Origin of the sequence: Bradyrhizobium sp. SEMIA, from assembly GCF_014844175.1 — a bacterium.
GTDB lineage: Bacteria > Pseudomonadota > Alphaproteobacteria > Rhizobiales > Xanthobacteraceae > Bradyrhizobium > Bradyrhizobium arachidis.
This window is the reverse complement of the sequence record NZ_CP046601.1, coordinates 1,998,521-2,022,247: the sequence shown is the minus strand read 5'-3', so window position 1 is coordinate 2,022,247 and position 23,727 is coordinate 1,998,521. Positions and strand designations below refer to the sequence as shown.

The following is a 23,727-nucleotide window of genomic DNA, read 5'->3' as shown; positions in this document are numbered from 1 at the left end:
CCCTTGCAGGTCGAACATGCCGCTGCCGTGGTTGACGCGCGCGCGAGGCGGGCGGCAAATGCCTCACATGATGATTTCGTCGGCCAGAATCGGAAGTGCGCGAGGATGAGCCAGCGCCAGCTTCCGATCATCCTGGCGCTTGGCACCACGCAGACCCTGGCCTGGGCCTCCAGCTATTATCTGCCGGCGCTGCTCGCCGATCCCATGGCGCGCGACCTCGGCGTCTCCTCCAACTGGGTCTTCGGCGCTTTCTCGGCCTCGCTGGTGATCTCAGCCATGCTCGGCCCGCGCATCGGGCGGCAGATCGATCTGGTCGGCGGACGGCAGGTGCTGTCGGCCTCCAACCTGACCATCGCCGCCGGCCTCGTCCTGCTCGGCCTCTCGCAATCGGTCGCGGTGATGGCGTTCGCCTGGCTCGTGCTCGGCATCGGCATGGCGATGGGACTTTACGACGCAGCCTTCGCCGCGCTCGGCCGCATCTACGGCACGGAAGCCCGCGGCTCGATCACCGGCATCACGCTGATGGCGGGCTTCGCCTCCACCGTCGGCTGGCCTCTCACCGCCTGGGGCCTCGCCCATATCGGCTGGCGCGAGACCTGTTTTGCCTGGGCCGCCGCCAACATCCTGATCGGCCTTCCCCTCAACTTCTTCATGCTGCCGTCGATCAAGGGCGCGAGGCAGGCGGCCGCGACTGCGGAAAAGCCGCATGTGCCGCTCGACCGCACCATGATCCTGCTCGCCTTCGTCTTCGCCGCGGCCTGGACCGTCACCGGTGCGATGGCCGTGCATTTCCCGCGCATCGTGGAAGCAACCGGCGCGACGCATGTCGAGGCGATCGCGGCCGGTGCGCTGATCGGTCCGGCCCAGGTGGCCGCGCGCGTCCTCGAAGCCGGCTTCCTAAGCCGTTTCCATCCGCTGTGGTCGACGCGGCTTGCCTGCCTCACCCATCCGATCGGAGCGGCCGTGGTGGCCATCTTCGGAGGCGCCGCCGCAAGCGCCTTTGCGCTGCTCCACGGCTCGGGCAACGGCATCCTGACGATTGCCCGCGGCACGCTGCCGCTGTCGATCTTCGGCCCCAAGGACTTCGGCTACCGCCTCGGCATCATCGGGGCTCCGGCGCGGATGGCGCAGGCGGTGGCGCCGCTGGCCTTTGGCCTCTTGATCGACGTCATGGGCGCCAAGGTGCTGATCGTTTCCTCCGCGCTCAGCCTGTCGGCACTGGCGGCGTTGTTCCTGATCCGCGCCGCGCCCCGGAGCTAGGCTTTCTTCGCCTCGCTGGTCGCGATCCAGATGCCGGTGAACACGGCGATCAGCCCGACCAGAAGATTGGGCGTGATCGGCTCGCCGATCAGCAGCGCCGCCAGCAATGCAGCGGCGATCGGATTGACTGTCATGGTATTGGCGACCCGGGTCGGCGTCGCCCGCGCCAGCGCCATGACCCAGAGGATGAAGGCGAGCGCGCCGCCGCCGATCCCCAGATAGATGCCGGCGATCCACTGTCCCGTCGTGAAGTGATCGAGTGCTGCAAAACTGCCCTTCACAAGGCCTGCCAGCACCAGCACGAGGGCGCCCGCGCCCATGCCGACCGTGAGAAAGCCGAGCGCGCTGGAGCGTTGCATCCGCGGCCGTGACAGCACGTTGTAGAATGCCATGCAGAACACCGCCCCGGTCATGATCAACTCGCCGCGCCAGGCCCCCGGCGGGCTCTGCGCGAGGCGCTCGGCACCGGTCGAGAGCCTAGTCTTGAACACGGAGTCGAGGCCGATCGCGAGCTTCACGGGAACGCCGAGCTGGTTGAGCTTGGCGATCATGTCGGGCAGCGCGGTCGCGCCGGAGGAATGGCCGACCAGGATGATGGTCTTGAGGCGGCCGGCCCTGTAGGCGGTCGCGGCTTCATCGGCAAGCGAGGACCAGGACACGAAGTTGGCGACGGTCACCGGGATCCCCTGCGCCTGGAGCCGGGCGCCGATGGTGTCGAGCCCGAGCGAGAAGATGTTGAGCACGCCGCGGAGCAGGTAGACATGCGTGGTCGCGACCTGGGCCTGGCTCGGGGCCGCCCGGGCGGTGGTCGGGCTGATGGCAACAGCTGACAGCAGGAGCAGGCAGAGCGCCCACACGCGGAGGGCGGACAATTGGCTGGCGCCGGCGGTGTGACGGCCGTTCGGTCTCATCGATGTTTTCCCTGGGGACGATACGCTTTGCGATTGGCCGGAATCGTAGCCACGGCCCGCTCGCAGACGCAACAAAGAGGCGCGTGAGCGGCGATCTTAGCGGCAAGCCGTGACCATCGCGCAACACTTGCCGGGAACCTGCCACTCAACCACCTGTTTTGAGGCCATTTTTCTCCGGGCAATTGCGACCGGGCAAGGGCATTCCTATCTCAGGGCACCGCTGACCCGCCTCCCGGCGGGTTCCAGCTTCCTTCCCCAGCCTTTGCCCCTCAGCCTTGCGGCCATCATGTCCTCCATCATTTCCGTCGCCAATCTGTCGAAGACCTATGGGTCCGGCTTCAAGGCGCTCAAGAACGTCAATCTCGACATCAAGCGCGGCGAGATCTTTGCGCTGCTCGGGCCGAACGGCGCGGGCAAGACCACGCTGATCTCGATCATCTGCGGCATCGCCAATCCCAGCGAAGGCAAGGTTCTGGTCGGCGGCGAGAACATCCAGACCTCCTACCGCAAGGCGCGCTCGCTGATCGGCCTGGTGCCGCAGGAACTGCACACCGACGCGTTCGAGAGCGTGTGGGCGACGGTGAGCTTCTCCCGCGGCCTGTTCGGCAAGCCGAAGAACCCCGCCCATATCGAGAAGGTGCTGAAGGACCTCTCGCTGTGGGACAAGAAGGACAACAAGATCATCACGCTTTCCGGCGGCATGAAGCGCCGCGTGATGATCGCCAAAGCGCTGTCGCACGAGCCCCAGGTCCTGTTCCTGGACGAGCCCACCGCCGGAGTCGACGTCGAGCTACGCAAGGGCATGTGGGAGGTGGTGCGCACCCTCCAGCAATCCGGCGTCACCATCATCCTGACCACCCATTACATCGAGGAAGCCGAGGAGATGGCCGACCGCATCGGCGTCATCAACAAGGGCGAGATCGTGCTGGTCGAGGACAAGACGACCTTGATGCAGAAGCTCGGCAAGAAGCGGCTGACGGTGCATCTGCAAGGCAAGATTGCCTCGCTGCCGGAGAGCCTCGCGCATTACGAACTCGACCTCTGCGACGGCGGCGCGACGCTGGTCTACGACTACGACACCAAGGGCGAGCGCACCGGCATCACCAGCCTGCTCAGCGACCTCCGCACCGCCGGCATCCGCTTCAACGATCTCGACACGACGCAATCGTCGCTCGAGGACATCTTCGTCGACCTCGTGAGGACGTCATGAACCACCGCGCCATCCGCGCCATCTACCTGTTCGAAATGGCGCGCACCTGGCGCACGCTGCTGCAAAGCATCGTCTCGCCGGTGGTCTCGACCTCGCTCTATTTCGTGGTGTTCGGCGCGGCGATCGGCTCGCGCATCAGCCAGGTCGAGGGCGTCAGCTACGGCACCTTCATCGTGCCGGGCCTGATCATGCTCTCGGTGCTGACGCAGAGCATCGCCAACGCTTCGTTCGGTATCTACTTCCCGAAATTCACCGGCACGATCTACGAGATTCTGTCGGCGCCGATCTCCTATTTCGAGATCGTGCTCGGCTATGTCGGCGCCGCCGCGACCAAGTCAATCATCCTGGGCCTGATCATCCTGGCGACAGCCGGCCTGTTCGTGCCGCTGCACATCCATCATCCGATCTGGATGCTGGCCTTCCTGGTGATGACGGCGGTGACGTTCAGCCTGTTCGGCTTCATCATCGGCATCTGGGCCGACGGCTTCGAGAAGCTGCAGATGATCCCGATGCTGGTGGTGACGCCGCTGACCTTCCTCGGCGGCAGCTTCTATTCCATCGACATGCTGCCGGCGGGCTGGCGCACGGTCGCGATGCTCAATCCGGTCGTCTATCTGATCTCGGGCTTCCGCTGGAGTTTTTACGAGATCGCCGACGTCAGCGTGTCCGTCAGCATCGGCATGACAGTGGCGTTCCTGGTGGTCTGCCTCGCCATCATCTGGTGGATTTTCCGCACCGGCTACCGGCTGAAGAACTAACCTCTTCCGTCATTCCGGGGCGCCCGTAGGGCGAGCCCCGGAATGACGGCCGTGAACTCACCGATAGCAGTGGAAGCGGTGATAGCCGTCGTAATAGCCGCGGCAGTGGCGATAGTGACGGTGGGGAATGCCGAACACGCCTTCCACCGCGCCGACGGCGCCGCCGACGCCGGCGCCGACCGCGCCACCTACGACGCCGCCCACGGGGCCGGCGATGCGGTTACCTTCATACGAACCTTCCTGCGCGCCGCGCACGATGCCCTGGGCGTGGCCGGCGTGCGGCAGCGCCAACAGCGCGAGCAGGATGGCGGCAGCTGCGAACAGCAGGCGGGCAGGCAGACCGGCCGGCAGGGCTGCGGCGGCGATACGGGCTTTGTTCATCTTCGATCCCAAGGGGTGTTCGGCGGCGGACGCCGCCTGTCGCGGCAGGCGACAATCAACGTTCGAAGCGGCCAAATGGTTGCGCCTTTGTGACGAATTGTCGGCGTTGTGAATGCCCGTCCGCTCGCGAAAATGTCAGCATCGCAGCTCACCACGTGGCACAAAGCGGCCTTGCTTACATCACGCATCACGTTAACGATGGCTGGGCAGGCCGCTGGAACGAAAGCCGGATTGCAGGCATATTGCACGCCGGGGGACGGAGAGCCGCGGTGCTATTGTTTGAGCATGATCTTTCGGAAAACCGCTACACACTTTTCCGGATCATGCTCTAGCGTGAACAGGCCGGAGGCCAGACGTCAGATGCGTTCATATTTAATCGCGTTCACTTCCCTGATGCTTTTGAGCGCGGGCACCGCGCACGCCAAGGTCGACATCACCGTCGACAAGGACAATCAGCAGATGACCGTCGTCGTCGACGGCGTGACCCGCTATCACTGGCCGGTGTCGACGGGCATCCCCTCGCGCGAGACGCCGAGCGGCGCCTTCCGCGCCTTCCGCATGGAAGAGGATCACTTCTCCAAGGAGTTCGACGACGCGCCGATGCCGCATTCGATCTTCTTCACCAAGGTCGGACACGCCATTCACGGCACCGACTCGGTCGGCCGTCTCGGCTCGCCGGCCTCGCATGGCTGCGTCCGGCTGTCGCGCCAGAACGCCTCGACGCTCTACGCGCTGGTGCAGCAGCAGGGCGTGCTCAACACCACGGTGACGTTGACCGGCTCGGCGCAAGTGGCGCTGGCGCGCAACCCGCGCGGCCGCAATGCCAATGCGGTCGCTCGCGCCCAGCAGCCGGCCGAAGAGCAATACGCCACCTCAGGCGATCCCGTGAATCTGGCGCCGCCGGCGCAACCCGCCCGCCGCTACATGCCGCAGGACGACAACTACATCTATCCGGCCGACGGCAGCGACACCGGCGCACGCTATCCGGCCCCGCGCTCTGCCGGCCGCCCGCTCTATGACGCGCAGGTTTATCAGCAGCAGCAGCCGCAGCAGTATTACAATCAGGGCTACGGCCAGCAGGGCTACTATCAGCAGCAGCCGCGGCAGTATTATCAGCCGCGCGGCTACTATCAGAACTGACGTTGTTATTTGAGCATGATCCGGGTTCGGATCATGCTCTATCTGAACGCGGCCTCGCCGCGTTCGACGATCTTCCGCGCAGCATCGACGAAGGCACGGGCGACCGGCTCGAGGATGTCGGCCCCGGTCGCAGCGAGATCGTCCGACGGAGTGTGGAACGTCCGATGGCGGCCGGCCATGCCAAGGAAATTGGCGTAGCCCGCTGCATGCACGTCGCGCAGCTCGCCGACTGCCTGCTTCTCCGTCACCAGACGTTTGGCATCGACCCTGGCGAAGGCCTCGTCGGTCAGCGCGACGGCCGATTTGCTCAGCACGAGATAGCGCTCTTCCTCAGGCCGATCGGTGCGGGCTCCTTCCGCAAAGGCGTAGCAGGCGTTCGACGAGCCGAAGTGAATCCACGCCAGCGTCTGCTTCGTCGCCGGCGCGCCGTGCTTCAGGAACAGCTCCATGCCGCCATGGCCGATCTCGTGGCCGGCGGTCGCGATGAAGACGAAATGCGCCGGCCATTTTTCCGCAGCGACGGTGCGCGCGAGCGCGAGGAAGTTGGCGATGCCGGGGCCGCGCTCGCAGACGCAGCTGTACCAGCCGGTCATCGGCGTCGAGACGACGATGGTCGGGCCGGTGCCGATCGAGGCGATGACGTTGCGGCCGGCAACATCGCGCTCGTAATGGCCCTTGACGTCAAGGGTGACAGGCGCACCTGACGCCAGCGCGCGCTCGAAGGTCGGGCGCGATCTGGCGCCGACCACGATCACCGGCACCGGCCAGGGCGTGTCCTCCTGAGTGACGTTGTAGGCAAAACGGTCGTCGGCGGGATTGCCGATCGTCAGGAGGATGCCAGTGGGCTTCTTCGCCGCCGCCTCGCTGATCGCCGCGCGATGGGCGGGGCCGAGATAGGCGCCGCGATCGAATGGCAGGTCGAGCAAGAGGATCTTCCCGGCGACATCGCCATCGCGCGCGAGCGGCGCCGTGAGATGGAAGCTCGCTTGGTCTTCCGGCGGCCACCAGAACGGTGTCGCCTCCACGCGCGTGCCGCCGGCATCGACGCTGGCCTGCTCGACGACATATTGCCGGCCGAGCACGACGGGCTGGAAGCTGACGTCAAATCCCGCCTGCTTCATCTCGCCGGCGATCCAGTCCGCGGTGGCGCGGTCGCCGGGCGAGCCGAAGCGGTGCAGGCCGAAGGAGGCGTAGCGCGTGACGTCTTCGTAAAGACGAGCCCCCGAAAGCACATCCTTGGCTGCCGCCTGCCCAACCATGAGAACCGCCATCGCTGCGATCAAGATGCGCCGCATGTCTGTCCCTCCCGGAACCGATCTTCTTTTGAGAACCAGTTTCGCTGCTTCGCGGCCGTCGTCAACCGCCTCACCGACCAACATGCCGCTGCCTAAGGCAGCAAACCGAGTCAGTCTGGGCACGAATCGAGCAGCGAGCGGCGCAAAGGCAACAGTCCCCAACCTTCAACGCCGCGGCGTTTCGGCCAAATTGACAACCTTGGGGTCGCCCGTATTGTCTTTCCAATTGTTTCTGGGAAATGACATGACTCGCGAGCAGATTTCGGATTTCTGCGTTACCGCTTTGGCCAATATCCTGCGCATCTCGAAGGATCGGGTCGACACCGGCACCAAGTTCAACCGCCTCGGCCTCGATTCGGCGATGCTGGTCTATCTCATGATGGAGCTCGAGGAGAAGCTCGACCTCGAACTGTCGACGGACGACTTTTACGACCATCCGACCGTCGAGGCCCTGTCGCGATTTCTCGCCGACAAGCGCGCGATCCGCACCGCCGCCTGACGGCGGCTGAACCCGGCGCAGCCCAATGGACAGCTTCCGCTCGCTCGTGGCGCTCCTGGCGCGGCGCGCCGCGGAGCAGGCTGACGACCGCGCCTATGTCTTCGTCTCCGATCGCGGCACGGAAGAAGCCGCCCTCACCTTCCGCCAGCTGCGTGACGCCGCAAGCGCGCTTGCGACGCGCTTGACTGCGGCCGCACGGCCCGGCGAGCGTGCCATCCTGGTGTTTCCGCCCGGCATCGAATTCATGGTGGCGTTCTTCGGCTGCCTGATGGCCGGCATCATCGCGGTGCCGATGATGATGCCGCGGCGAAACGCCGCGCGCGACGCCAGCGCCGCGATCCTCGCCAATTGCACACCGGCGCTGGCGCTGACCAGTTCGGCTTTCGCGCTTCGCGGCGATCTGCAAACGCGCTTTGCGCAGGCGAACATCCGCTGGATCGAGGTTGATCTTGCCGCCGATGCCGCGGCGGCAGTCGATCTGCCCGAGCCGACGGCCGAGGACATTGCATTCCTGCAATACACCTCAGGTTCAACCTCGGAGCCCAAGGGCGTGATGGTGAGCCACGCCAACCTGCTCGCCAATCTCGAGATGATCCGGCTCGCGCTCGGCAACACCAGACAGTCGACCTACGTCAACTGGGTGCCGCTCTATCACGACATGGGGCTGATCCTGAACGCGCTGCAGGCATTCTATGTCGGAGCTACTTGTGTGCTGATGGCGCCGAATGCCTTCATGCAGCGGCCGCTTGGCTGGCTCCGCGCGATCTCGCATTACCGTGCGGAAGTGGCGTGCAGTCCGAATTTCGGCTTCGATCTCTGCGTCAGCCGCTATCGCGCCGACCAGATGGAGGGCGTCGATCTCTCCTCGCTCAGGATCGCGCTGAACGGCGCCGAGCCGGTGCATGCGGACACCATCGAGCGGTTCGTCACGGCTTTCTCGCCCCACGGATTCGATCCGCGCGCGATTTATCCGGCCTACGGCATGGCGGAGGCGACGCTGCTGATCTCCGGCGGACGCCGCGGCGGCGGTCACGTCACGCGCAGCGTGAGCGCCGTCCAGCGCGGACGACACGCAGATCGTCGTCGGCTGCGGGCGCGCGCTCGCCGGCGAACGGATCGCGATCGTGGACCCGGAGCAGCGCACGCGTCTGCCCGCCGACCGCGTCGGCGAGATCTGGGTGAATGGCGCCAACGTCGCCCGCGCCTATTGGCGCAACGGCGAAGCGAGCCGCGACGGGCTCAATGCTGAGATCTCCGGCGAGCACGGCCTGTGGCTGCGCACCGGCGATCTCGGTTTCCTCGATACAAATGGCAAGCTGTTCGTCACCGGGCGGATCAAGGACCTCATCATCATCCGCGGCATCAACCATTATCCGCAGGACATCGAGCGCACGGTGCAGTCGCTCGACGGTGCTTTGCGCGAAAACTGCGGTGCGGCCTTCTCGGTGCCGGACGAGGGCGAAGAGACGCTCGTCATCGTGCAGGAAGTCGAGCGCACTGCGCGCCACACCATCGACACCGAGGAGATCAAGGGCCGGATCCGCGAAGCCGTCGCCGACAGCCATGAGCTCTCCGCGCGCCACATCGCGCTGATCCGTCCGGGCACGCTGCCAAAAACCACCAGCGGCAAGATCCAGCGCAAGCTGGCGCGCCGGCTGTGGCTCGACGGAGGATTTGAGGAGATCGGCTGAGGCCGACTCAGAAATCGATCTTTGCGCCCTGACCGTCTCGCAGGCTCGCGGCGATGCCTTGCTCAATCCTGCGCGCGATGGCCGCGCGGTAGTGGACGAGATCCGTAAAATTGGCGGGATCACGCGTCAACGCGTTGTCGACGCGATAGTCGACCAGGTTGCTGTTTGCGCGCCCGCTGACAATGGAGCGGAAGGCTTCCCTGCAAGCCGCATGAACTGCGGCGTCGCGCGTGCCGGGAACAGGCACGATCGTGTAGAAGGTCGGGGGCATCACCAGCACGACCGCCACCTCGCGCGGAAATTTTCCGATCGCGGCGGCCAGCATGTCCGCGTACGGAAAATGATCCGTGACTTTGCCTCTGAACGGCGCCGCGTTCGCCGGCTCCGCAGCAGTCGGATGCTTCGCGCCGGGCGCCCATAGTTCTTCGTAATTCCAATAGCCATCGGCGCGGACCGGCTGGCGGGCGCCGCGAGCGATGGCGATACGTTGGAATGAGCGATCGAGCGCGGCCCAGGTGAAGAGATGGCCGAGCTGGCGCAATGTGCCGCCCTCATAAAGCCAGTACGGAAATGGGTCCTTCGACAGAGGCAAGACCGCCTGGCTGCACCAGGGCTGATCGATCGAGAAGACGAGGGCGCGGATCGTCTGGTGGTGCCGGGCAAAGAAATCGAGAATCGCGAGATCGCCGCGCGGATCGGCGCCAGGCGCGACAAGCTGAACGAAGCGCAGACCCGTCGCCTTGTCCAGTCGCGCAGGTTCGAGCAGCTGCCCGGTCGAATTGCCTAGGATGGCGGAATCAAATTGCGTGTCGCGGGCTCGGCTTACATTGGCCGTCCAGGGATTGCGGTCAGCCACGCCGCGAATGGCGAAGGGACCAAAACGGCCGCTATCGTAGGGATCGACAAGGATCACGAGGGTCGCAATCAACGCCGCGCCCAGCGCGAGCGCGCCAAAGCAGGCCACGAGGCAACGGCTCCATCCGGATGAGACGTCAGAACTGGAAGTAGACGAACTCATGGACCCCTCGTTCGCCGATCTGAATCAGCAAGGCAAGAATGCCGACACCGAGCAGGCCCGCCAGCACCACGTTCGGACGGCGGGTGAAGAAAGCCACGATGTCCTGGCTCGCCGGCAGCACGAACGCGAACAACGGCGCTGCGATCAGCGGCCACAACTGTCCACCGCGTTCGAGCGGCAGCGGCGACAACAGCCCGGAGAAGACATGCCAGGCCGCCTCCACCGATCCCGCGCGAAAGATCACGCCGGTCGCGAGCACGAACAGCACCGTGAGCGCCCAGCCGAGCCATGACGGGCAGCGCGGACCATAGCGCCGCCACAGCGAACAAACGACCTGCGCGAGTCCGTGCAGCATGCCCCACAGCACAAAGGTCCAGCTCGCGCCGTGCCACAGGCCGCACAGCGCCATCGTGATCAGCATCGCGCCGAAGAATTGCACCGGCAGAAAGCGCCGCGGCAACAGGCGCGAATTGACCAGTGGGTAAAACACGTAGTCGCGCAGGAACAGCATCAGGGTGATGTGCCAGCGCTGCCAGAAATCCTGGATGTTGGTCGAGCGCAGCGGCGCGTTGAAATTGTACGGCAGTTGCACGCCGAACAGCAGGCCAAGGCCGATCGCGATGTCCGAATAGCCGGAGAAGTCGAACAGGATCTGGAATGAGAAGCAGAAGGCGAGCCAGGCATCGCCGCTTGGAAGCGGCCCATGTGCTGCCGCCGCGTAGATCGGATCGAGCAGATGCGCGATGCTGTCGGCAATCATGATCTTCTCGAACAGGCCGAGCGCGATGAAGCTGGTCGCGATGCAGAACTGGCGCTGCCAGCCCGGCACGTAAACCTGCCTTCCGAACTGGTGCATCACCTCCGACCAGCGCGCCAGCGGCCCTGCAATCGCCTGCGGGAAGAAGGCGATGTAGAGCGCGTAGCGGTCGAGCGCGTAGAGCGGCGCCTTGCCGCGCTTCAGATCGACCAGGTACATGATGTGGTGGAAAGTGAAGAAGGAGATGCCGAGCGGCAGCCCGATGTCGAGCGCCGGCAGCGTGGTGCCGAGCACGAGGCCGACATTGGCGAGCAGGAAGTTGGCGTATTTGAACAGCGCCAGCACCGCAAGATCGAGCACGATCACCAGCGTCAGCAGGGTCTTCCATTTCACCCGCCCATAGACGACCGAGGCGAGCCAGTTGATCGCGATCGAGGCGATCAGCAGCAGGATGAAGGACGGACTGCCCCAGGCATAAAAGGCGAGCGACAGCGCGACCTGCACGCCGATGCGCAAATGCGGATAGGGATCGGCCAGGCGGTAGATCAGCAGTGCCGCCGGCAGGAAGACCAGGAGAAAGGCATAGTCGTTGAAGAGCATCGGATCAAAGCCGCGCCATCACCGGCGCTCGCGCCGGCCGATGACGCTCAGCCCGTTTCCAGATCGGGTGCGGCATCGCCCGGCTGCCGCAGCATGCGCCGCGCGATCTTCTCCTCGCTCGGCACCTTGACGTCCCAGGCGAGCCCCGCCGCTTCCAGCGCGCGGATGAAGATGAAGCCGGGATCGAACTCGAACCAGCGCAGGCCAAAGGCCGCGGAATACGGAAAGGCATGGTGGTTGTTGTGCCAGCCCTCACCCCAGGCGAGCCAGGCCATTACACCGAGATTGCGGCTGTTGTCGTCGCGGGTGACGAAGGGCTGCGTGCCAAAGGTGTGCATGACGGAGTTGATGGCCGAAAAGGTCTGCTCGACCACGAACATGCGCACCACGCCGCCCCACAGGAAGCCGTTCAGCGCGCCCCACGGGCTCATGGTGACGAGGCCGCCGATCGCCGCCGGCAGCACCAGGCCGAGCACGACCCAGCTGTAATAGTAGCTGTTGACGGCGACCAGCCTGCGGTCCGCCATCAAGTCTGGCACGTAGTGCGCCACGTTGGGATAATCGTGCGCGATCATCCAGGTCAGGTGCGCGTGCAGGAAACCGCGCAAGCGGCCGAGCAGGCTGTCGCCATGCAGAAGCGGCGAGTGCAGGTCGCCGTCGTGATCTGACAGTTCGTGGTGGCGCCGGTGCATCGCCGCCCAGGACAGCATCGAGCCGCGGCCGGCCATCGACCCCATGATGATCAGCATCGCGCTCACCGTCGTGGAGGTCGCAAAGGCGCGGTGGGTGAACAGGCGGTGATAGCCGACGGTGAGGCCGAGGCCGGTGATCAGCCAGAAGCCGAGGAACAGGCCGAGCTCCATGGCACCGATCGGCCGGACGAACAACAGCCCCAGCGCAGCCAGCGCGCCGAGGAAGGGCAGCACATCGAAAAGGATGAAATGCCGCCGCTGCATCTTGTGAAAATGCCGGCTGCGGATGATGCGGTGATCGCGTTTCTGTGGCACGGGCGGATTCCAATGCAATCATGAGTACATACAAGCCGGGCGGGCGCAACCCAAGCCGCCGCCTCAAGTTTCAACAGGTCCGGCCCATGGGCCCTGGGCCCCGGCGGGGGCCGGAAACCGGCAATTCCCTCACTTTTGCGAGAGAATCCCGCCTTCCGGCCGCGCGCAAACGGCCGGTCATCCAACTGTAAAAACCCCGCAATAGCTTCCGGCCCATTCATCGAGCCAGGACGGCTGGCGGAAAGTGTTGCGGCGCGCCCGGAATTTGTGCCGGGCATGATCCAAGCGATGGCCCCGCCCGCAGGATTGAGATCACCGGATGCGGAGACTGTCATGAAGCGAGGCATTGCCGTTTTCGCCTCAGCCGCGGCGCTGATGGCCTTCACCTATTTCGTTGCCGGCAAATGGGCGATCCACCACACGACCCTTGCGATGGCCGACATCCTGCGCGGCGACCGCGACGTGACCGTCGAGGTCTCGGTTCGCCGCGACCGCGAGATCCAGTCGATGGCCGAAATGATCGACCTGCCGGTCGTCATTCTCAGCCACGGCAACACGGTCAAGCACACCGAGTATTCGTTCCTGACCAACACATTCGCCGCGCGCGGCTATCTCGTCGTGAGCATCCAGCACGATCTTTCGAGCGACGATCCCATGGTGACCAAGGCCGGCGAGGAATATGTCGGCCGCCGCTCGCAATACAATCGCGGCATCGCCAACATCCTGTTCACGATCGAGCGGCTCAAACAGCTCTATCCCAATGCGGACTACCACCATTTGACTTTGGTGGGGCATTCGAACGGCGGCGACATCTCGATGTATTTCGCCAAGCTCCATCCGGAGCTGGTGAAGAAGGTCGTCACGCTCGACAATCTGCGCGTGCCCTTCGTCACCGACGGCAGGGTCAAGATCCTGTCCTTCCGCTCCAGGGATCCGCAGTTCAAGCCCGATCCCGGTGTCGTCCCTGACGACGAGACCTGCGCCAAGGCGGGCATCCAGGTGGTGAAGACCGAATTCCAGCACAACGATCTCAGCGATCGAGGCTCGGACCAGGTCAAGGGCTTCATCGAAGGCGCGGTCCACGACTTCCTCAACGAGCTCGGCGAGGACGACAGCCCGTTCAACTTGCCGCGCCTGGGGAAGCCGCGGCCAACCATCGATCAGCTGGCGGCCGCGGTGCCGGAGCGCTGAGCGTGCGGCCTTGCGCCTCTCGTGCCCCGGACGCGGCGCAGCGCGTAGCGGTGCGCTGCAGAGCCGGGGCCCATCTTTCTGGGTCCCGGCTCTGCGTCGCGTCAATTCATGCCGCGCCGCGTCCGGGACACGAGAGCCTCGATCACTCCCCGTCCCTTATCCGCCGGTACAGCGCGCCCAAAATATTGGAATAATCGTCGGTCCAGACCCGCACCCTGTCGTCGGCTTCGGTTTCCTCCCATTGCTTGGAGGATGCGATCCTGCCGACGTCGTCCGCATCGCGCGCGGAAATGACGACGTCGGTGGAGAAGATGTAATCGGAATCGCGGCCCGAATCCTCGTTGTAGACCCAGCTCTTCAAATCGTTGGCGTCGGCGATGCCGACCACGACGGGCTCCAGATCGAGATGCCGGTTGGAGACGTGCATCACCACCGCGCCGTGCGGGGCGAGCTTGTCCTTGTAGATCTTCATCGCCTCTTCGGTCGCGAGGTGAATCGGGATCGCATCCGACGAATAGGCATCGACGATGATGAGATCGTAGGCGCCGTCGGGCTCCTTCGCGAAGGTCAGGCGTGCGTCGCCGATGACCGGCTTCAGGTCCGGCAGGCAGCTCGAGATGTAACGAAAATTCTTCGGATCCCGCGCCGCATCCACCATCGACTGGTCGATCTCGAAGAACTTCCAGTCCTCCCCTCGTTCGGCGGCGCAGGCGAGCGTGCCCGAGCCGACGCCGATTGCCGCGACCTTCAGCGGGCCGCCCTTGCGCTCGCGCATCGCGGTGACGGCCTGACCGATGCCGCCGTCCTTGTGATAGTAAGTGATCGGCTCCGGCCGGCCGGCGACGGGCGTGCCGTCATTGTTGAGGAAGCGCTCGGCGCCGTGGATGGTGGTGCCGTGCATCAGCACGTGGAAATAGCCGCCGGGCGTCACCACGATCTTGTGCACGCCGAAGAAGCTGCGCACCGTGGTGACGCGGCCCTCGTCCGCGGGATAAACGCGGATCAAGGCCAGCGCCAGCGCGACGGTGGCAAAGATCTTCCAGCGGTCTGCATTGAATGCCAGCGCCAGCAGCGCGGCGAGCACGCCGACGCCGCCGGCGACCCAGACGCGGTGATCCTCGAACCAGGTCGACAGATCACCCGTGGTGGTGGACGGCACAACCAGCGCGACCGCAAGCGCGGCGAGCACCAGCCAGTACCATTTGACGACACCGGCGAGACGCTCGCTGGCGGGCGGCCGGCACAGCGCGGCAAGCGCGACCAGGATCGGATATTCGGCGATCCATGAGAAGGTGAAGGGAGCAACGAGACCGGCAAACAGCCCGCCGATCATGCCGCCGAACGACAGCGCGACATAGAAGCCGGTGAGATATTTGGCCGCCGGCCGGGTCCGCGCCAGCTCGCCATGACAGGCCATGGCGATGACGAAGAAGCAGAGCTGGTGCCCGCCGAGGGTCAGCAGCAGGTTCTGCTCGCCGCCGAATGCCAGCAGGACGATGACGCCCGCGATCGCAACCGGCTGGAGCATCAGCATCCATTTGTGGGGCAACAGCGGGCGCGACTGGAACACCACCACCCAGGTGAGCAGATACAGCGAGAGCGGCAGCACCCATAGCAGCGGCGCCGCCGCGACGTCGGTCGAGATATGCGCGGTGACGGCGATGAGCAGGCCGGACGGCACCGCGGCGAGGAAGATCCAGCGCAGCCGCGTCAGCAGACTCGGGGCCGGCGCATTGATCTCCTCGGTTTGCGCATCGACCACGGGAAGCTTCGGCGAGCGCAGCAGCAACACGCCGCAGCCGCCGATCAGCAGGATCAGCAGGCCATAGCCGGCGGTCCAGAACCGGTTCTGCGTGTGCAGCGTGAACATCGGCTCCAGCAGGAAGGGATAGGACAACAGCGCGAGGAAGCTGCCGATGTTGGAGGAGGCATAGAGGAAATAGGGATCGTGGCCGGCAGGATGGCCGGTGCGGACGAACCAGGCTTGCAGCAGCGGGTTGTTGGCGGCGAGCGCGAAGAACGGCAGGCCGATCGAGACCACGAACAGGCCGAGCAGCCAGAATGCGTAGCCCGACGCCGGCGGCTCGCCATAGGCAGAGGCGATGCCGAGCGGCAGGGTGGCGAAGGCCGCGATCAGCAGCATCAGATGCACCACGACGGGAACGATGCGGTTCCTGACCCGCATCAACAGATGCGCATAGGCATAGCCGGCAAGCAGCAGCGACTGGAAGAACACCATCGCCACCGACCACACCGCCGGCGAGCCGCCGAGCCGCGGCAGCACCATCTTCGTGAACAGCGGCTGCACCGAGAACAGCAACAGCGCGCTGACGAAGATCGCGGCGGTGTAGACCGTCAGCAGCAGCCGGTTGCGCGACGACGACGGCTGCTCCGTGGCGGCGGGTTGCACGATCGAATCCATGAAAGCTCCGGCAAAAGCGTTTTCCAGCGAAGCGGGCACCGGTTCGCGCTGGAAAACGCGTCGAATAACTCCCCCGGCGGGCGCCGGACCGCGCGCAATGGAGCACACCGCGCCTGAACGGGCAATAAAGGGGCACGTGATGTTGCAGCGGGGAATGCTTGATATAGAGATGTCATTCGGGGGCGCGTCGAAGAGGCGAACCCGGAACCTCGAGATTCTCCGGTGCGGAGCCCGCACCATAGTTCGATGCTGCGCATCGCCCCGGAATGACGCCAGGGACATCATGACCGAAACCGACGTCGTCATCATCGGCGCTGGCCATAATGGCCTCACCTGCGCGGCCTATCTCGCGATGGCAGGCCTGCGCGTGCGCGTGGTCGAGCGCCGCAAGGTGGTCGGCGGGGCCGCGGTCACCGAGGAGTTTCATCCTGGTTTCCGCAATTCGGTCGCCGCCTACACGGTGAGCCTGCTCAATCCGCAGGTGATCCGCGATTTGGGCCTCGCCGAGCAGGGCCTGCGAATCGTCGAGCGGCGCGCGCAGAATTTCCTGCCCGCACCTGATGGCAGCTATCTCCTCACCGGCGAGGGACGGACCAAAGCGTCGGTCGCACGGCTCAGCGCGCATGATGCGGAGGCGGTTGACGGCTTCTCGCGCGAGCTGGAGGACATCGCCGACGTGCTCAGGCAATTCGTGCTGCGCGCACCGCCGAACCTGCTCGACGGCTTTGGCCCGAACGCGATCCGCGAGGCCGTCAACGCATTGCAGAGCGCCAACATCCTGCGCGGCCTGACATTGGAGCAGAGCCGCAGCCTGCTTGACCTCTTCACCCGCTCGGCCGGCGAGATGCTGGACGAGCGCTTCGAGCATGATCTGGTCAAGGCGCTGTTCGGCTTCGATGCCATCGTCGGCAATTACGCCAGCCCCTACGCCGCCGGCTCGGCCTATGTGATGCTGCACCACGCCTTTGGCGAGGTGAACGGCAAGAAGGGCGTCTGGGGCCACGCCATCGGCGGCATGGGTGCGATCACGCAGGCGATGGCGCGCGCCGCGCAGAGCCGTGGTGTCGTGATCGACCTTGATGCCGGCGTGCGCGAGGTGATCGTCGAGCGCGACCGCGCCGTCGGCGTGGTGCTGGAGAACGGCACGACCATTCGCGCGAAATACGTCGCAGCCAACGTCAATCCAAAGCTGCTCTACACGCACCTGATCGCGGCCGACGCCCTGCCGGCGGAATTCCTCGCCCGTATCAGGCACTGGAAGAACGGCTCCGGCACCTTCCGCATGAATGTGGCGCTGGACCGCCTGCCCTCCTTCACGGCGCTGCCTGATGATGGCGATCACCTCACCTCCGGCATCATCATCGCGCCAAGCCTTCCCTACATGGACCGCGCGTATCTGGATGCGCGCGCGCAGGGCTGGAGCCGCGAACCGGTCATCGAGATGCTGATCCCCTCGACGCTCGACGACACGCTCGCGCCGGAAGGCAAGCACGTCGCCAGCCTGTTCTGCCAGCACGTCGCGCCGGAGCTGCCCGACGGCAAGTCCTGGGACGACCATCGCGACGAGGTCGCCGATCTCATGATCGCGACGGTGGATAACTATGCGCCGGGCTTTGCGGCAAGCGTGCTCGGCCGCCAGATCCTGTCGCCGCTCGATCTCGAACGGCAGTTCGGCCTCCTCGGCGGCGACATCTTCCACGGCGCGCTGACCTTGAATCAGCTGTTCTCGGCGCGGCCGATGCTGGGCCATGCCGATTATCGCGGCCCCCTCAAAGGCCTCTATCATTGCGGCTCGGGCGCCCATCCCGGCGGCGGCGTCACCGGCGCCCCCGGCCACAACGCGGCGCAGGCGATCCTACGGGATCATCGCAGCCTGTTCGGAAGCCGTGGATAGGTCTGTGGACGAGTTTGTGGATGGGCTGTGGAGAGGCCTGTTGGCAGGGCTGTGGTGAACCGGGCATGGTCCTTTCATACAAGCCCGGATCAGCTGTGGAAAAGGCGCGGGATAAGTAGGGTATAAGACGGTGGATGGCCCCCGAATGACGGGCGGACAGGCTGTGGACGCCGGGGAGTGTCTCGCATGATCGACGAAAAGAGAAACGCGGAAGACATCCGCTGGAGCGAGCAAATTGCCGCGTCGATCGTGGACGAGTTGCTGGTCGCGAAACTGATTGCGGAAGATCAGGCTGAATGGGCGCGCCGGATAGTCGCCCAAGACATTCATATCCAACTGGTCTCTGGCTTCAGGCCACCCAGTTCAAACTGAGGCACGACCGCGTCTTCCTGTCAGAAGCAGCCCCTAAAACGACCTCGCCCGCCGGAGGGCAATTCCCCCAGCGGGCGTTCGTCGAAATATGACTGTCCATGAAGAAAGGTGCCCCCGCTGGGAAATAGGAGGCGGAAATTACTTCAAGGAGCTGCTAATCGAACCGAACTTCTCGTTCATCGTGGTGCCGAGACCGTTCACCACGGTGATGATCGCGAGCGCAATACCGGCCGCAATCAGGCCGTATTCGATCGCGGTCGCACCCGATTCATCGGACCAGAACTTCAAAACCATGGACTTCAAGATTCGCCTCCGTTTCCATTTCAAGCTGTGTTGGTCAGCCCCAACATCCGCAAATCTACGGGGCGCAACCTGCAGTCGGGTTAATCGGCGAATTGCAAGTTGTACGGAAATTTGGAACAAAAGTTCCAAAAATTGAACCTGACGGAACCCCAGGATGCAGCCTTCCCCCACCCACCGCGCTAGCTTTTCGCTTGCCGACGAGGCCTCGGCAAAGCGCGTTGTCGATGTGCTCACCGAGGTGTTCTTCGAGGGCGATGCGGCGGTCGCGGCGTTCGAGCGGCCGGACGGACGATGGGACGTCACGCTGCATTTCGCCGACGCGCCGGATCAGGAATTGTTGCGCGAACTCGTTGCAACTTCAGCAGGAAATGAGATCGCCGCGACTCTCGTCTTCGATACGGTCGAAGCCAAGGACTGGGTCAAGGCGAGCCTGGAAGATCTCGTCCCGGTGCCGGCCGGACGCTTCGTGGTGCACGGCAGCCACGACCGCGACCGCGTCGCGCCGAACAAGCTCAAGATCGAGATCGAGGCGGCGCTCGCCTTCGGCACCGGCCACCATGGCACCACCCGCGGCTGTTTACTGTTGCTTGACCATGTCCTGAAGAGTTCCGGGCCACGGAACATTCTCGACCTCGGCACCGGGACCGGCGTGCTCGCCATCGCGGCGGCGAAGGCGCTGCATCGCGCGGTACTGGCCTCCGATATCGACCCGCCCTCGGTGCGGGTGGCGGCCGAGAACGCGGCGCTGAACGAAGTCGGCACCTGCGTCCGGGTGATCCGCGCGACCGGCTTTGCCGCACCCGATTTTGCCAAATCCGGCCCGTTCGACCTGGTGCTGGCCAACATCCTTGCCAATCCGTTAAGGCAACTGGCCGGGCCGATGGCGCGGCACCTGGCGCCCGGCGCCCGCGTCATCCTCTCCGGCCTGCTCACGCACCAGGCTCCCGCCGTGATCGCCGCCTACCGCGCGCGCGACCTCGTGCCGCTCAGGCATCTACGGATCGAGGGCTGGAGCAGCTTGTTGCTGCGGAAGGTGGGGTAAGCGAGATGACGTAGGGTGGGCACAGCGAAAGCGTGCCCACCATCTGTCGCCGCTGGAGAAAGATCGTGGGCACGGCGCTTCGCGCCTTTGCCCACCCTACGAAACTTCGCCCGGCTTCTCGTCCCGTTGCATCGCGCCCTCGCCCTGCAAGGCGCGCCTGGCGCGGCGTTCGGCGAAACGATCGATCAATTGGCTGATGAGGCCGCGCGGCTTCTCAGGCTGGGTTTCGGCCGGGGCGCGGCGGACCGGCGGCGTGATCTTCTCAAACGTGAACGCTGGCATCGTGTGTCCCCTCGCCGTTGAGATGAACCACTTGCTCGAATTTCCCTGTTATCCGGACGAAGCGCAACTGCTGCATCCTGTACTCCACTCAATTCGAATGGCAGATTTTCAAGCACAGTCCATGCCAGATGCGGCGCAATTGCGTCCGCATTGCGGACCGATCCCCATGGTCCTAGATTGAGCCCATCATGTTCGAAGCACACTTCCAGACATTCGAGGAACCTGAAGCCGGCGTCGCATTGACGGCGCGCCTGGCCGCGCTCCGTGAAGAGCTCGCCCGCCGCAAGCTGACCGGCTTCATCGTTCCGCGCGCTGACCAGCAGCAGAACGAATATGTGGCCCCGTCGGAGGAGCGCCTCGCCTGGCTGACCGGCTTTACCGGCTCGGCAGGCTTGGCCGTGGTGCTGACGCACGAGGCCGCGGTGTTCGTCGACGGCCGCTACACCATCCAGGCCGCCAAGCAGGTCGACGCCAAAGCCTGGGCGGTGGAGTCTCTGGTCGATCCGCCCCCGGAGAGCTGGGTGTCGGCGCACCTGAAGGCGGGCGATCGCCTAGGATTTGATCCGTGGCTGCACACTTCTGCGGCAGCCGAGCGCCTCGCGGCGGCCTGCGCCAAGGCCGGCGCCGAGCTGGTCGCCGTCGACAGCAATCCGGTCGATGCGATCTGGCAGGACCGGCCGCAGCCGCCGCTCGCGCCCGTCGCCGTCCACGGCCTGCAATATGCGGGGACCGCCGAGGCTGCGAAGCTCGCGCAGATCAGGAGCGAGATCGACAAGCTCGGGGTCGACGCGCTGGTGCTGTCCGACAGCCATGCGGTGGCCTGGACCTTCAACATCCGCGGCGCCGACGTCGCCCATACGCCGCTGCCGCTGTCCTATGCGCTGGTGCCGAAGGACGGCCGTCCCACCATCTTCATCGACCACCGCAAGCTCTCGAATCTCTCGCGCGATCATCTCGAGCAGTCCGCCGATGTGCGCGAGCCCGACGCGATGGCGCCGACGCTGATGGCGCTGGCCAAGAGCGGCGCGGCGATCGCGCTCGACAATGCCACCGCCGCCGACGCGCTGAGCCGATTGATCGCGAGCGCCGGCGGCAAGCCGGTGCGCGGCAACGATCCGATCGCGCTGCTCAAGGCAGTCAAGAACGCGACCGAGATTACCGGCACGAAAACGGCCCATGTCCGCGACGCCGTGGCGCTGGCACGCTTCCTCGCCTGGGTCGACCGGGAGGCCGGAAGCGGCAAGCTCACCGAGATCGACGCCGTCGAGGCGCTGGAGACCTTCCGGCGCGACACCGGCGCGCTGAAGGACGTGTCGTTCCCGACCATCTCCGGAACGGGGCCGAACGGCGCCATCGTGCATTACCGCGTCACCCGCAAGAGCAACCGGCGCATCGCGCCGGGCGATCTCCTGCTGATCGATTCCGGCGCGCAATATGAAGACGGCACCACCGATGTCACCCGCACCATGGCGGTGGGCGAGCCGACCGACGAGATGCGCGACCGCTTCACCCGCGTGCTGCGCGGCCATATCGCGATCGCGCGCGCCGTGTTTCCCGATGGCACCACCGGCGCGCAGCTCGACACGCTGGCGCGGCAATATCTCTGGTCCGCCGGCGTCGATTTCGAGCACGGCACCGGCCACGGCGTCGGCAGCTATCTCAGTGTGCATGAAGGGCCGGCGCGCATTTCCAAGCTCGGCACGACGCCGCTGAAGCGCGGCATGATCCTCTCCAACGAGCCCGGCTACTACAAGACCGACGGCTTCGGCATCCGCATCGAGAACCTCGAGCTCGTCGTCGCCGCCGACATCAAGGGCGCCGAGAAGCCGATGAACGCGTTCGAGACGCTGACGCTGGCGCCGATCGATCGCCGGCTGATCGATGTGGCGATGCTGAGCCGTGACGAGCTCGACTGGCTCAACGCCTATCATGCGCGCGTGCGGGCCGAGGTGCGACCGGCACTGGACGAGGCGACGAAGGCGTGGCTCGACCAGGCGACGGCGGAGCTGAAGGCGTAGCGCGCGTGCCGGAGCACGACGCATAGCTCTACGCGATTTGCGCAACGCTCCCGCTTCACCACAGCTGTCATGCCCCGCGAAGGCGGGGCATCCAGTACTCTGCGGCCGCTCGATTCAATCACGACTGCCTCTGGAATACTGGATTCCCCGCCTTCGCGGGGAATGACAGCGAAGATGCGGCACGAACGCACAACATCTCGACACGCGCGCCCCGTAGAATAACGGCCTGCGCACGGTCTCATCACCACCGTCCCGAAATCCGAATAGCCGCATTCCGAAACGCCGATATCCGTCTTGCGTGAGCACGCTACAGTCGATTCGACTTCGAAAGACGGACGACAATGCACGGCATGATCAGCAGGCCGCCGGATGCGGCAACGAAGAACATCGCGACCTCGCGCGTGGTGTTGCTGTTGCTGGTCGTCATGACCGGGATCGCGCCGATATCGCTCTACATCCTGGTTCCGGCACTGCCGGTGCTGGCGACGACGTTCGGGCGCGACATCTCGATCGCGCAGATGACGGTGTCGCTCTACATGGTCGGCATCGCGATGTCGCAGCTCATCATGGGGCCGCTGTCCGACAAGTTCGGCCGGCGTCCGGTGCTGCTTGGAGGCCTCGCGCTGATGGTCGCAGCGAGCATCGCCTGCATCTTCGCCGAGACCCTGCCGCAACTGATCGCAGCGCGCTTCTTCCAGGCACTGGGCGGCGCCTCCGGCATGGTGATCAGCCGTGCCATCATCCGAGACATCTACGAGCGCGACCGCGTTGCCTCCATGATCAGCCTCGTGGTTGCCGCCCTGATGATCGGCCAGATGGTCTCGCCGCTCACCGGCGGCCTGATCGAGACCGCGTTCGGCTGGCGCGCCATCTTCTACGCCGTCACGATCGGCGCGATCGCGGTCGCCGTCGGCATCGCGATCGCATTGCCGGAGACGCGCCGCGACCGCGCAGTCGGCAGCGGCGGCTTTCGCAGCGACGTCGGCACCCTGATCAAGAGCCGCGCATTCATCGGCTATGTGATGTGCCAGGTACTGGCGTCGCAGATCATCTTCACCTTCGCCGGTGGCGGCCCCTATATCGTGGTCACGCAGATGGGCCGGACCAGCGCAGAATACGGCGCCTGGTTCGCTACGACCGGCTTTGCCTATCTCGTCGGCAATTTGCTCTGCGTGCGCTTTGCGCCGCGGCACTCGCTGGAGAAACTGATCTGGTTCGGTCTCGGCCTGCAGCTGTGCGGCAGCCTGCTGAACCTGCTGTTCAGTTTCACCGGCTGGAACGAGGCACCGGCCTGGCTATTCGGCACGCAGATGATCGTGATGGTCGGCAATGCCTTCGTGATGGCGAACTCGGCCGCAGGTGCCATCAGCATCCGCCCCGAAGCAGCCGGCACCGCATCAGGCGCGATGGGCTTCCTCCAGCAGGGCATCGGCGCGCTGATGTCGCAATTCGGCGCCTATCTCGGCGGCCATTCAACAACGACGCTACCGCTGACCTCGGCAGTGCTGGCGATCTCGCTGCTCTGTGCTTGCATGATGATCTTCGTCGTCCCCCGCCGCGAGGTGGTGGTGAGCGAGACGCTGATCGAGCAGGCGGAAGAGGAAGAAAGCGGAATGATGTAGCCGTCGCTGTGGGCGACGGCAGTCACAACACCCTCGGTGTCATCCCCCGCGAAG

General features: G+C 65.1%; 21 protein-coding genes and 1 pseudogene. 13 read left to right on the top strand and 9 right to left on the bottom strand.

Features of this window, described 5'->3' with window-relative positions:
- The first annotated feature begins 105 nt into the window (after positions 1-105).
- Positions 106-1,260 carry an MFS transporter gene (locus FOM02_RS09800; RefSeq protein ID WP_027559585.1) on the top strand — a complete coding sequence of 385 codons (1,155 nt, stop codon included), beginning with the start codon at positions 106-108 and terminating at the stop codon, positions 1,258-1,260.
- Here FOM02_RS09800 and FOM02_RS09795 read toward each other — a convergent pair.
- Positions 1,257-2,171 carry a DMT family transporter gene (locus FOM02_RS09795; protein ID WP_265441726.1) on the bottom strand — a complete coding sequence of 305 codons (915 nt, stop codon included), beginning with the start codon at positions 2,169-2,171 and terminating at the stop codon, positions 1,257-1,259. The two genes, FOM02_RS09800 and FOM02_RS09795, sit on opposite strands and share 4 nt — an antisense overlap.
- 286 nt (positions 2,172-2,457) lie before the next feature.
- Here FOM02_RS09795 and FOM02_RS09790 point away from each other — a divergent pair, with 286 nt between their 5' ends.
- Positions 2,458-3,381, top strand: a complete 924-nt coding sequence (locus FOM02_RS09790) for an ABC transporter ATP-binding protein (RefSeq protein ID WP_027560599.1) — start codon at positions 2,458-2,460, stop codon at positions 3,379-3,381.
- Entirely contained in the window at positions 3,378-4,139 is a 762-nt protein-coding gene (locus FOM02_RS09785) for an ABC transporter permease (protein WP_027560600.1), read from the top strand. Before FOM02_RS09790 ends, FOM02_RS09785 begins: the two co-directional genes overlap by 4 nt.
- Positions 4,140-4,196: 57 nt before the next feature.
- Here FOM02_RS09785 and FOM02_RS09780 read toward each other — a convergent pair whose 3' ends face one another.
- The gene (locus FOM02_RS09780; protein WP_027560601.1) at positions 4,197-4,520 is read right to left on the bottom strand and encodes a hypothetical protein; all 324 of its coding nucleotides are present in this window, start codon (positions 4,518-4,520) and stop codon (positions 4,197-4,199) included.
- 360 nt (positions 4,521-4,880) lie between these two features.
- Here FOM02_RS09780 and FOM02_RS09775 point away from each other — a divergent pair, with 360 nt between their 5' ends.
- Entirely contained in the window at positions 4,881-5,660 is a 780-nt protein-coding gene (locus tag FOM02_RS09775; RefSeq protein WP_027560602.1) for a L,D-transpeptidase, read from the top strand.
- Between the two features lie 38 nt (positions 5,661-5,698).
- Here FOM02_RS09775 and FOM02_RS09770 read toward each other — a convergent pair whose 3' ends face one another.
- Positions 5,699-6,955, bottom strand: coding sequence for a hypothetical protein (locus tag FOM02_RS09770; protein ID WP_027560603.1), 1,257 nt, complete (start codon positions 6,953-6,955; stop codon positions 5,699-5,701).
- Between the two features lie 244 nt (positions 6,956-7,199).
- Between FOM02_RS09770 and FOM02_RS09765 the strand changes: the two genes are divergently transcribed.
- The 3 genes and pseudogenes from FOM02_RS09765 (at position 7,200) to FOM02_RS09755 (ending at position 9,145) form a co-directional block, all read left to right on the top strand.
- A complete protein-coding gene (locus tag FOM02_RS09765; RefSeq protein ID WP_027560604.1) occupies positions 7,200-7,454 on the top strand; it encodes an acyl carrier protein in 255 nt (84 codons plus the stop codon).
- Positions 7,455-7,479: 25 nt separating this feature from the next.
- A pseudogene (locus FOM02_RS09760) lies at positions 7,480-8,403 on the top strand (AMP-binding protein); the annotation flags it as partial.
- 229 nt (positions 8,404-8,632) lie between these two features.
- Positions 8,633-9,145, top strand: coding sequence for a hypothetical protein (locus tag FOM02_RS09755; RefSeq protein WP_416207809.1), 513 nt, complete (start codon positions 8,633-8,635; stop codon positions 9,143-9,145).
- A 7-nt stretch (positions 9,146-9,152) separates the two neighbouring features.
- On the opposite strand, the gene FOM02_RS09750 is transcribed toward FOM02_RS09755, so the two are convergent.
- The 3 genes from FOM02_RS09750 to FOM02_RS09740 are packed head-to-tail and all read right to left on the bottom strand — an operon-like array spanning position 9,153 to position 12,527.
- Positions 9,153-10,109, bottom strand: a complete 957-nt coding sequence (locus FOM02_RS09750) for a hypothetical protein (RefSeq protein ID WP_051377664.1) — start codon at positions 10,107-10,109, stop codon at positions 9,153-9,155.
- A 28-nt stretch (positions 10,110-10,137) separates the two neighbouring features.
- On the bottom strand, positions 10,138-11,520 hold the full coding sequence (locus FOM02_RS09745) for an MBOAT family O-acyltransferase (RefSeq protein ID WP_027560607.1): 1,383 nt from the start codon (positions 11,518-11,520) through the stop codon (positions 10,138-10,140).
- A 47-nt stretch (positions 11,521-11,567) separates the two neighbouring features.
- Positions 11,568-12,527, bottom strand: coding sequence for an acyl-CoA desaturase (locus FOM02_RS09740; protein WP_231164105.1), 960 nt, complete (start codon positions 12,525-12,527; stop codon positions 11,568-11,570).
- 333 nt (positions 12,528-12,860) lie between these two features.
- Between FOM02_RS09740 and FOM02_RS09735 the strand changes: the two genes are divergently transcribed.
- A complete protein-coding gene (locus FOM02_RS09735; protein ID WP_027560609.1) occupies positions 12,861-13,718 on the top strand; it encodes an alpha/beta fold hydrolase in 858 nt (285 codons plus the stop codon).
- A 142-nt stretch (positions 13,719-13,860) separates the two neighbouring features.
- Here FOM02_RS09735 and FOM02_RS09730 read toward each other — a convergent pair whose 3' ends face one another.
- The gene (locus FOM02_RS09730) at positions 13,861-16,140 is read right to left on the bottom strand and encodes a fused MFS/spermidine synthase (RefSeq protein ID WP_027560610.1); all 2,280 of its coding nucleotides are present in this window, start codon (positions 16,138-16,140) and stop codon (positions 13,861-13,863) included.
- Positions 16,141-16,423: 283 nt separating this feature from the next.
- On the opposite strand from FOM02_RS09730, the gene FOM02_RS09725 reads away from it, so the two are divergent.
- Both FOM02_RS09725 and FOM02_RS09720 read left to right on the top strand, forming a co-directional pair.
- The gene (locus FOM02_RS09725) at positions 16,424-18,034 is read left to right on the top strand and encodes a phytoene desaturase family protein (RefSeq protein WP_027560611.1); all 1,611 of its coding nucleotides are present in this window, start codon (positions 16,424-16,426) and stop codon (positions 18,032-18,034) included.
- Positions 18,035-18,220: 186 nt separating this feature from the next.
- The gene (locus FOM02_RS09720; RefSeq protein ID WP_028146180.1) at positions 18,221-18,406 is read left to right on the top strand and encodes a hypothetical protein; all 186 of its coding nucleotides are present in this window, start codon (positions 18,221-18,223) and stop codon (positions 18,404-18,406) included.
- 138 nt (positions 18,407-18,544) lie between these two features.
- Here FOM02_RS09720 and FOM02_RS09715 read toward each other — a convergent pair whose 3' ends face one another.
- Positions 18,545-18,700, bottom strand: coding sequence for a Flp family type IVb pilin (locus FOM02_RS09715; RefSeq protein ID WP_092212661.1), 156 nt, complete (start codon positions 18,698-18,700; stop codon positions 18,545-18,547).
- A 163-nt stretch (positions 18,701-18,863) separates the two neighbouring features.
- Here FOM02_RS09715 and FOM02_RS09710 point away from each other — a divergent pair, with 163 nt between their 5' ends.
- A complete protein-coding gene (locus FOM02_RS09710) occupies positions 18,864-19,751 on the top strand; it encodes a 50S ribosomal protein L11 methyltransferase (protein WP_027560614.1) in 888 nt (295 codons plus the stop codon).
- A 96-nt stretch (positions 19,752-19,847) separates the two neighbouring features.
- Here the strand turns inward: FOM02_RS09710 and FOM02_RS09705 are convergent, their stop codons facing one another.
- Positions 19,848-20,033, bottom strand: coding sequence for a hypothetical protein (locus FOM02_RS09705; protein WP_027560615.1), 186 nt, complete (start codon positions 20,031-20,033; stop codon positions 19,848-19,850).
- 188 nt (positions 20,034-20,221) lie between these two features.
- On the opposite strand from FOM02_RS09705, the gene FOM02_RS09700 reads away from it, so the two are divergent.
- Both FOM02_RS09700 and FOM02_RS09695 read left to right on the top strand, forming a co-directional pair.
- On the top strand, positions 20,222-22,051 hold the full coding sequence (locus FOM02_RS09700) for an aminopeptidase P family protein (RefSeq protein ID WP_027560616.1): 1,830 nt from the start codon (positions 20,222-20,224) through the stop codon (positions 22,049-22,051).
- 341 nt (positions 22,052-22,392) lie between these two features.
- Entirely contained in the window at positions 22,393-23,673 is a 1,281-nt protein-coding gene (locus FOM02_RS09695; protein WP_027560617.1) for a multidrug effflux MFS transporter, read from the top strand.
- Positions 23,674-23,727 lie beyond the last annotated feature (54 nt).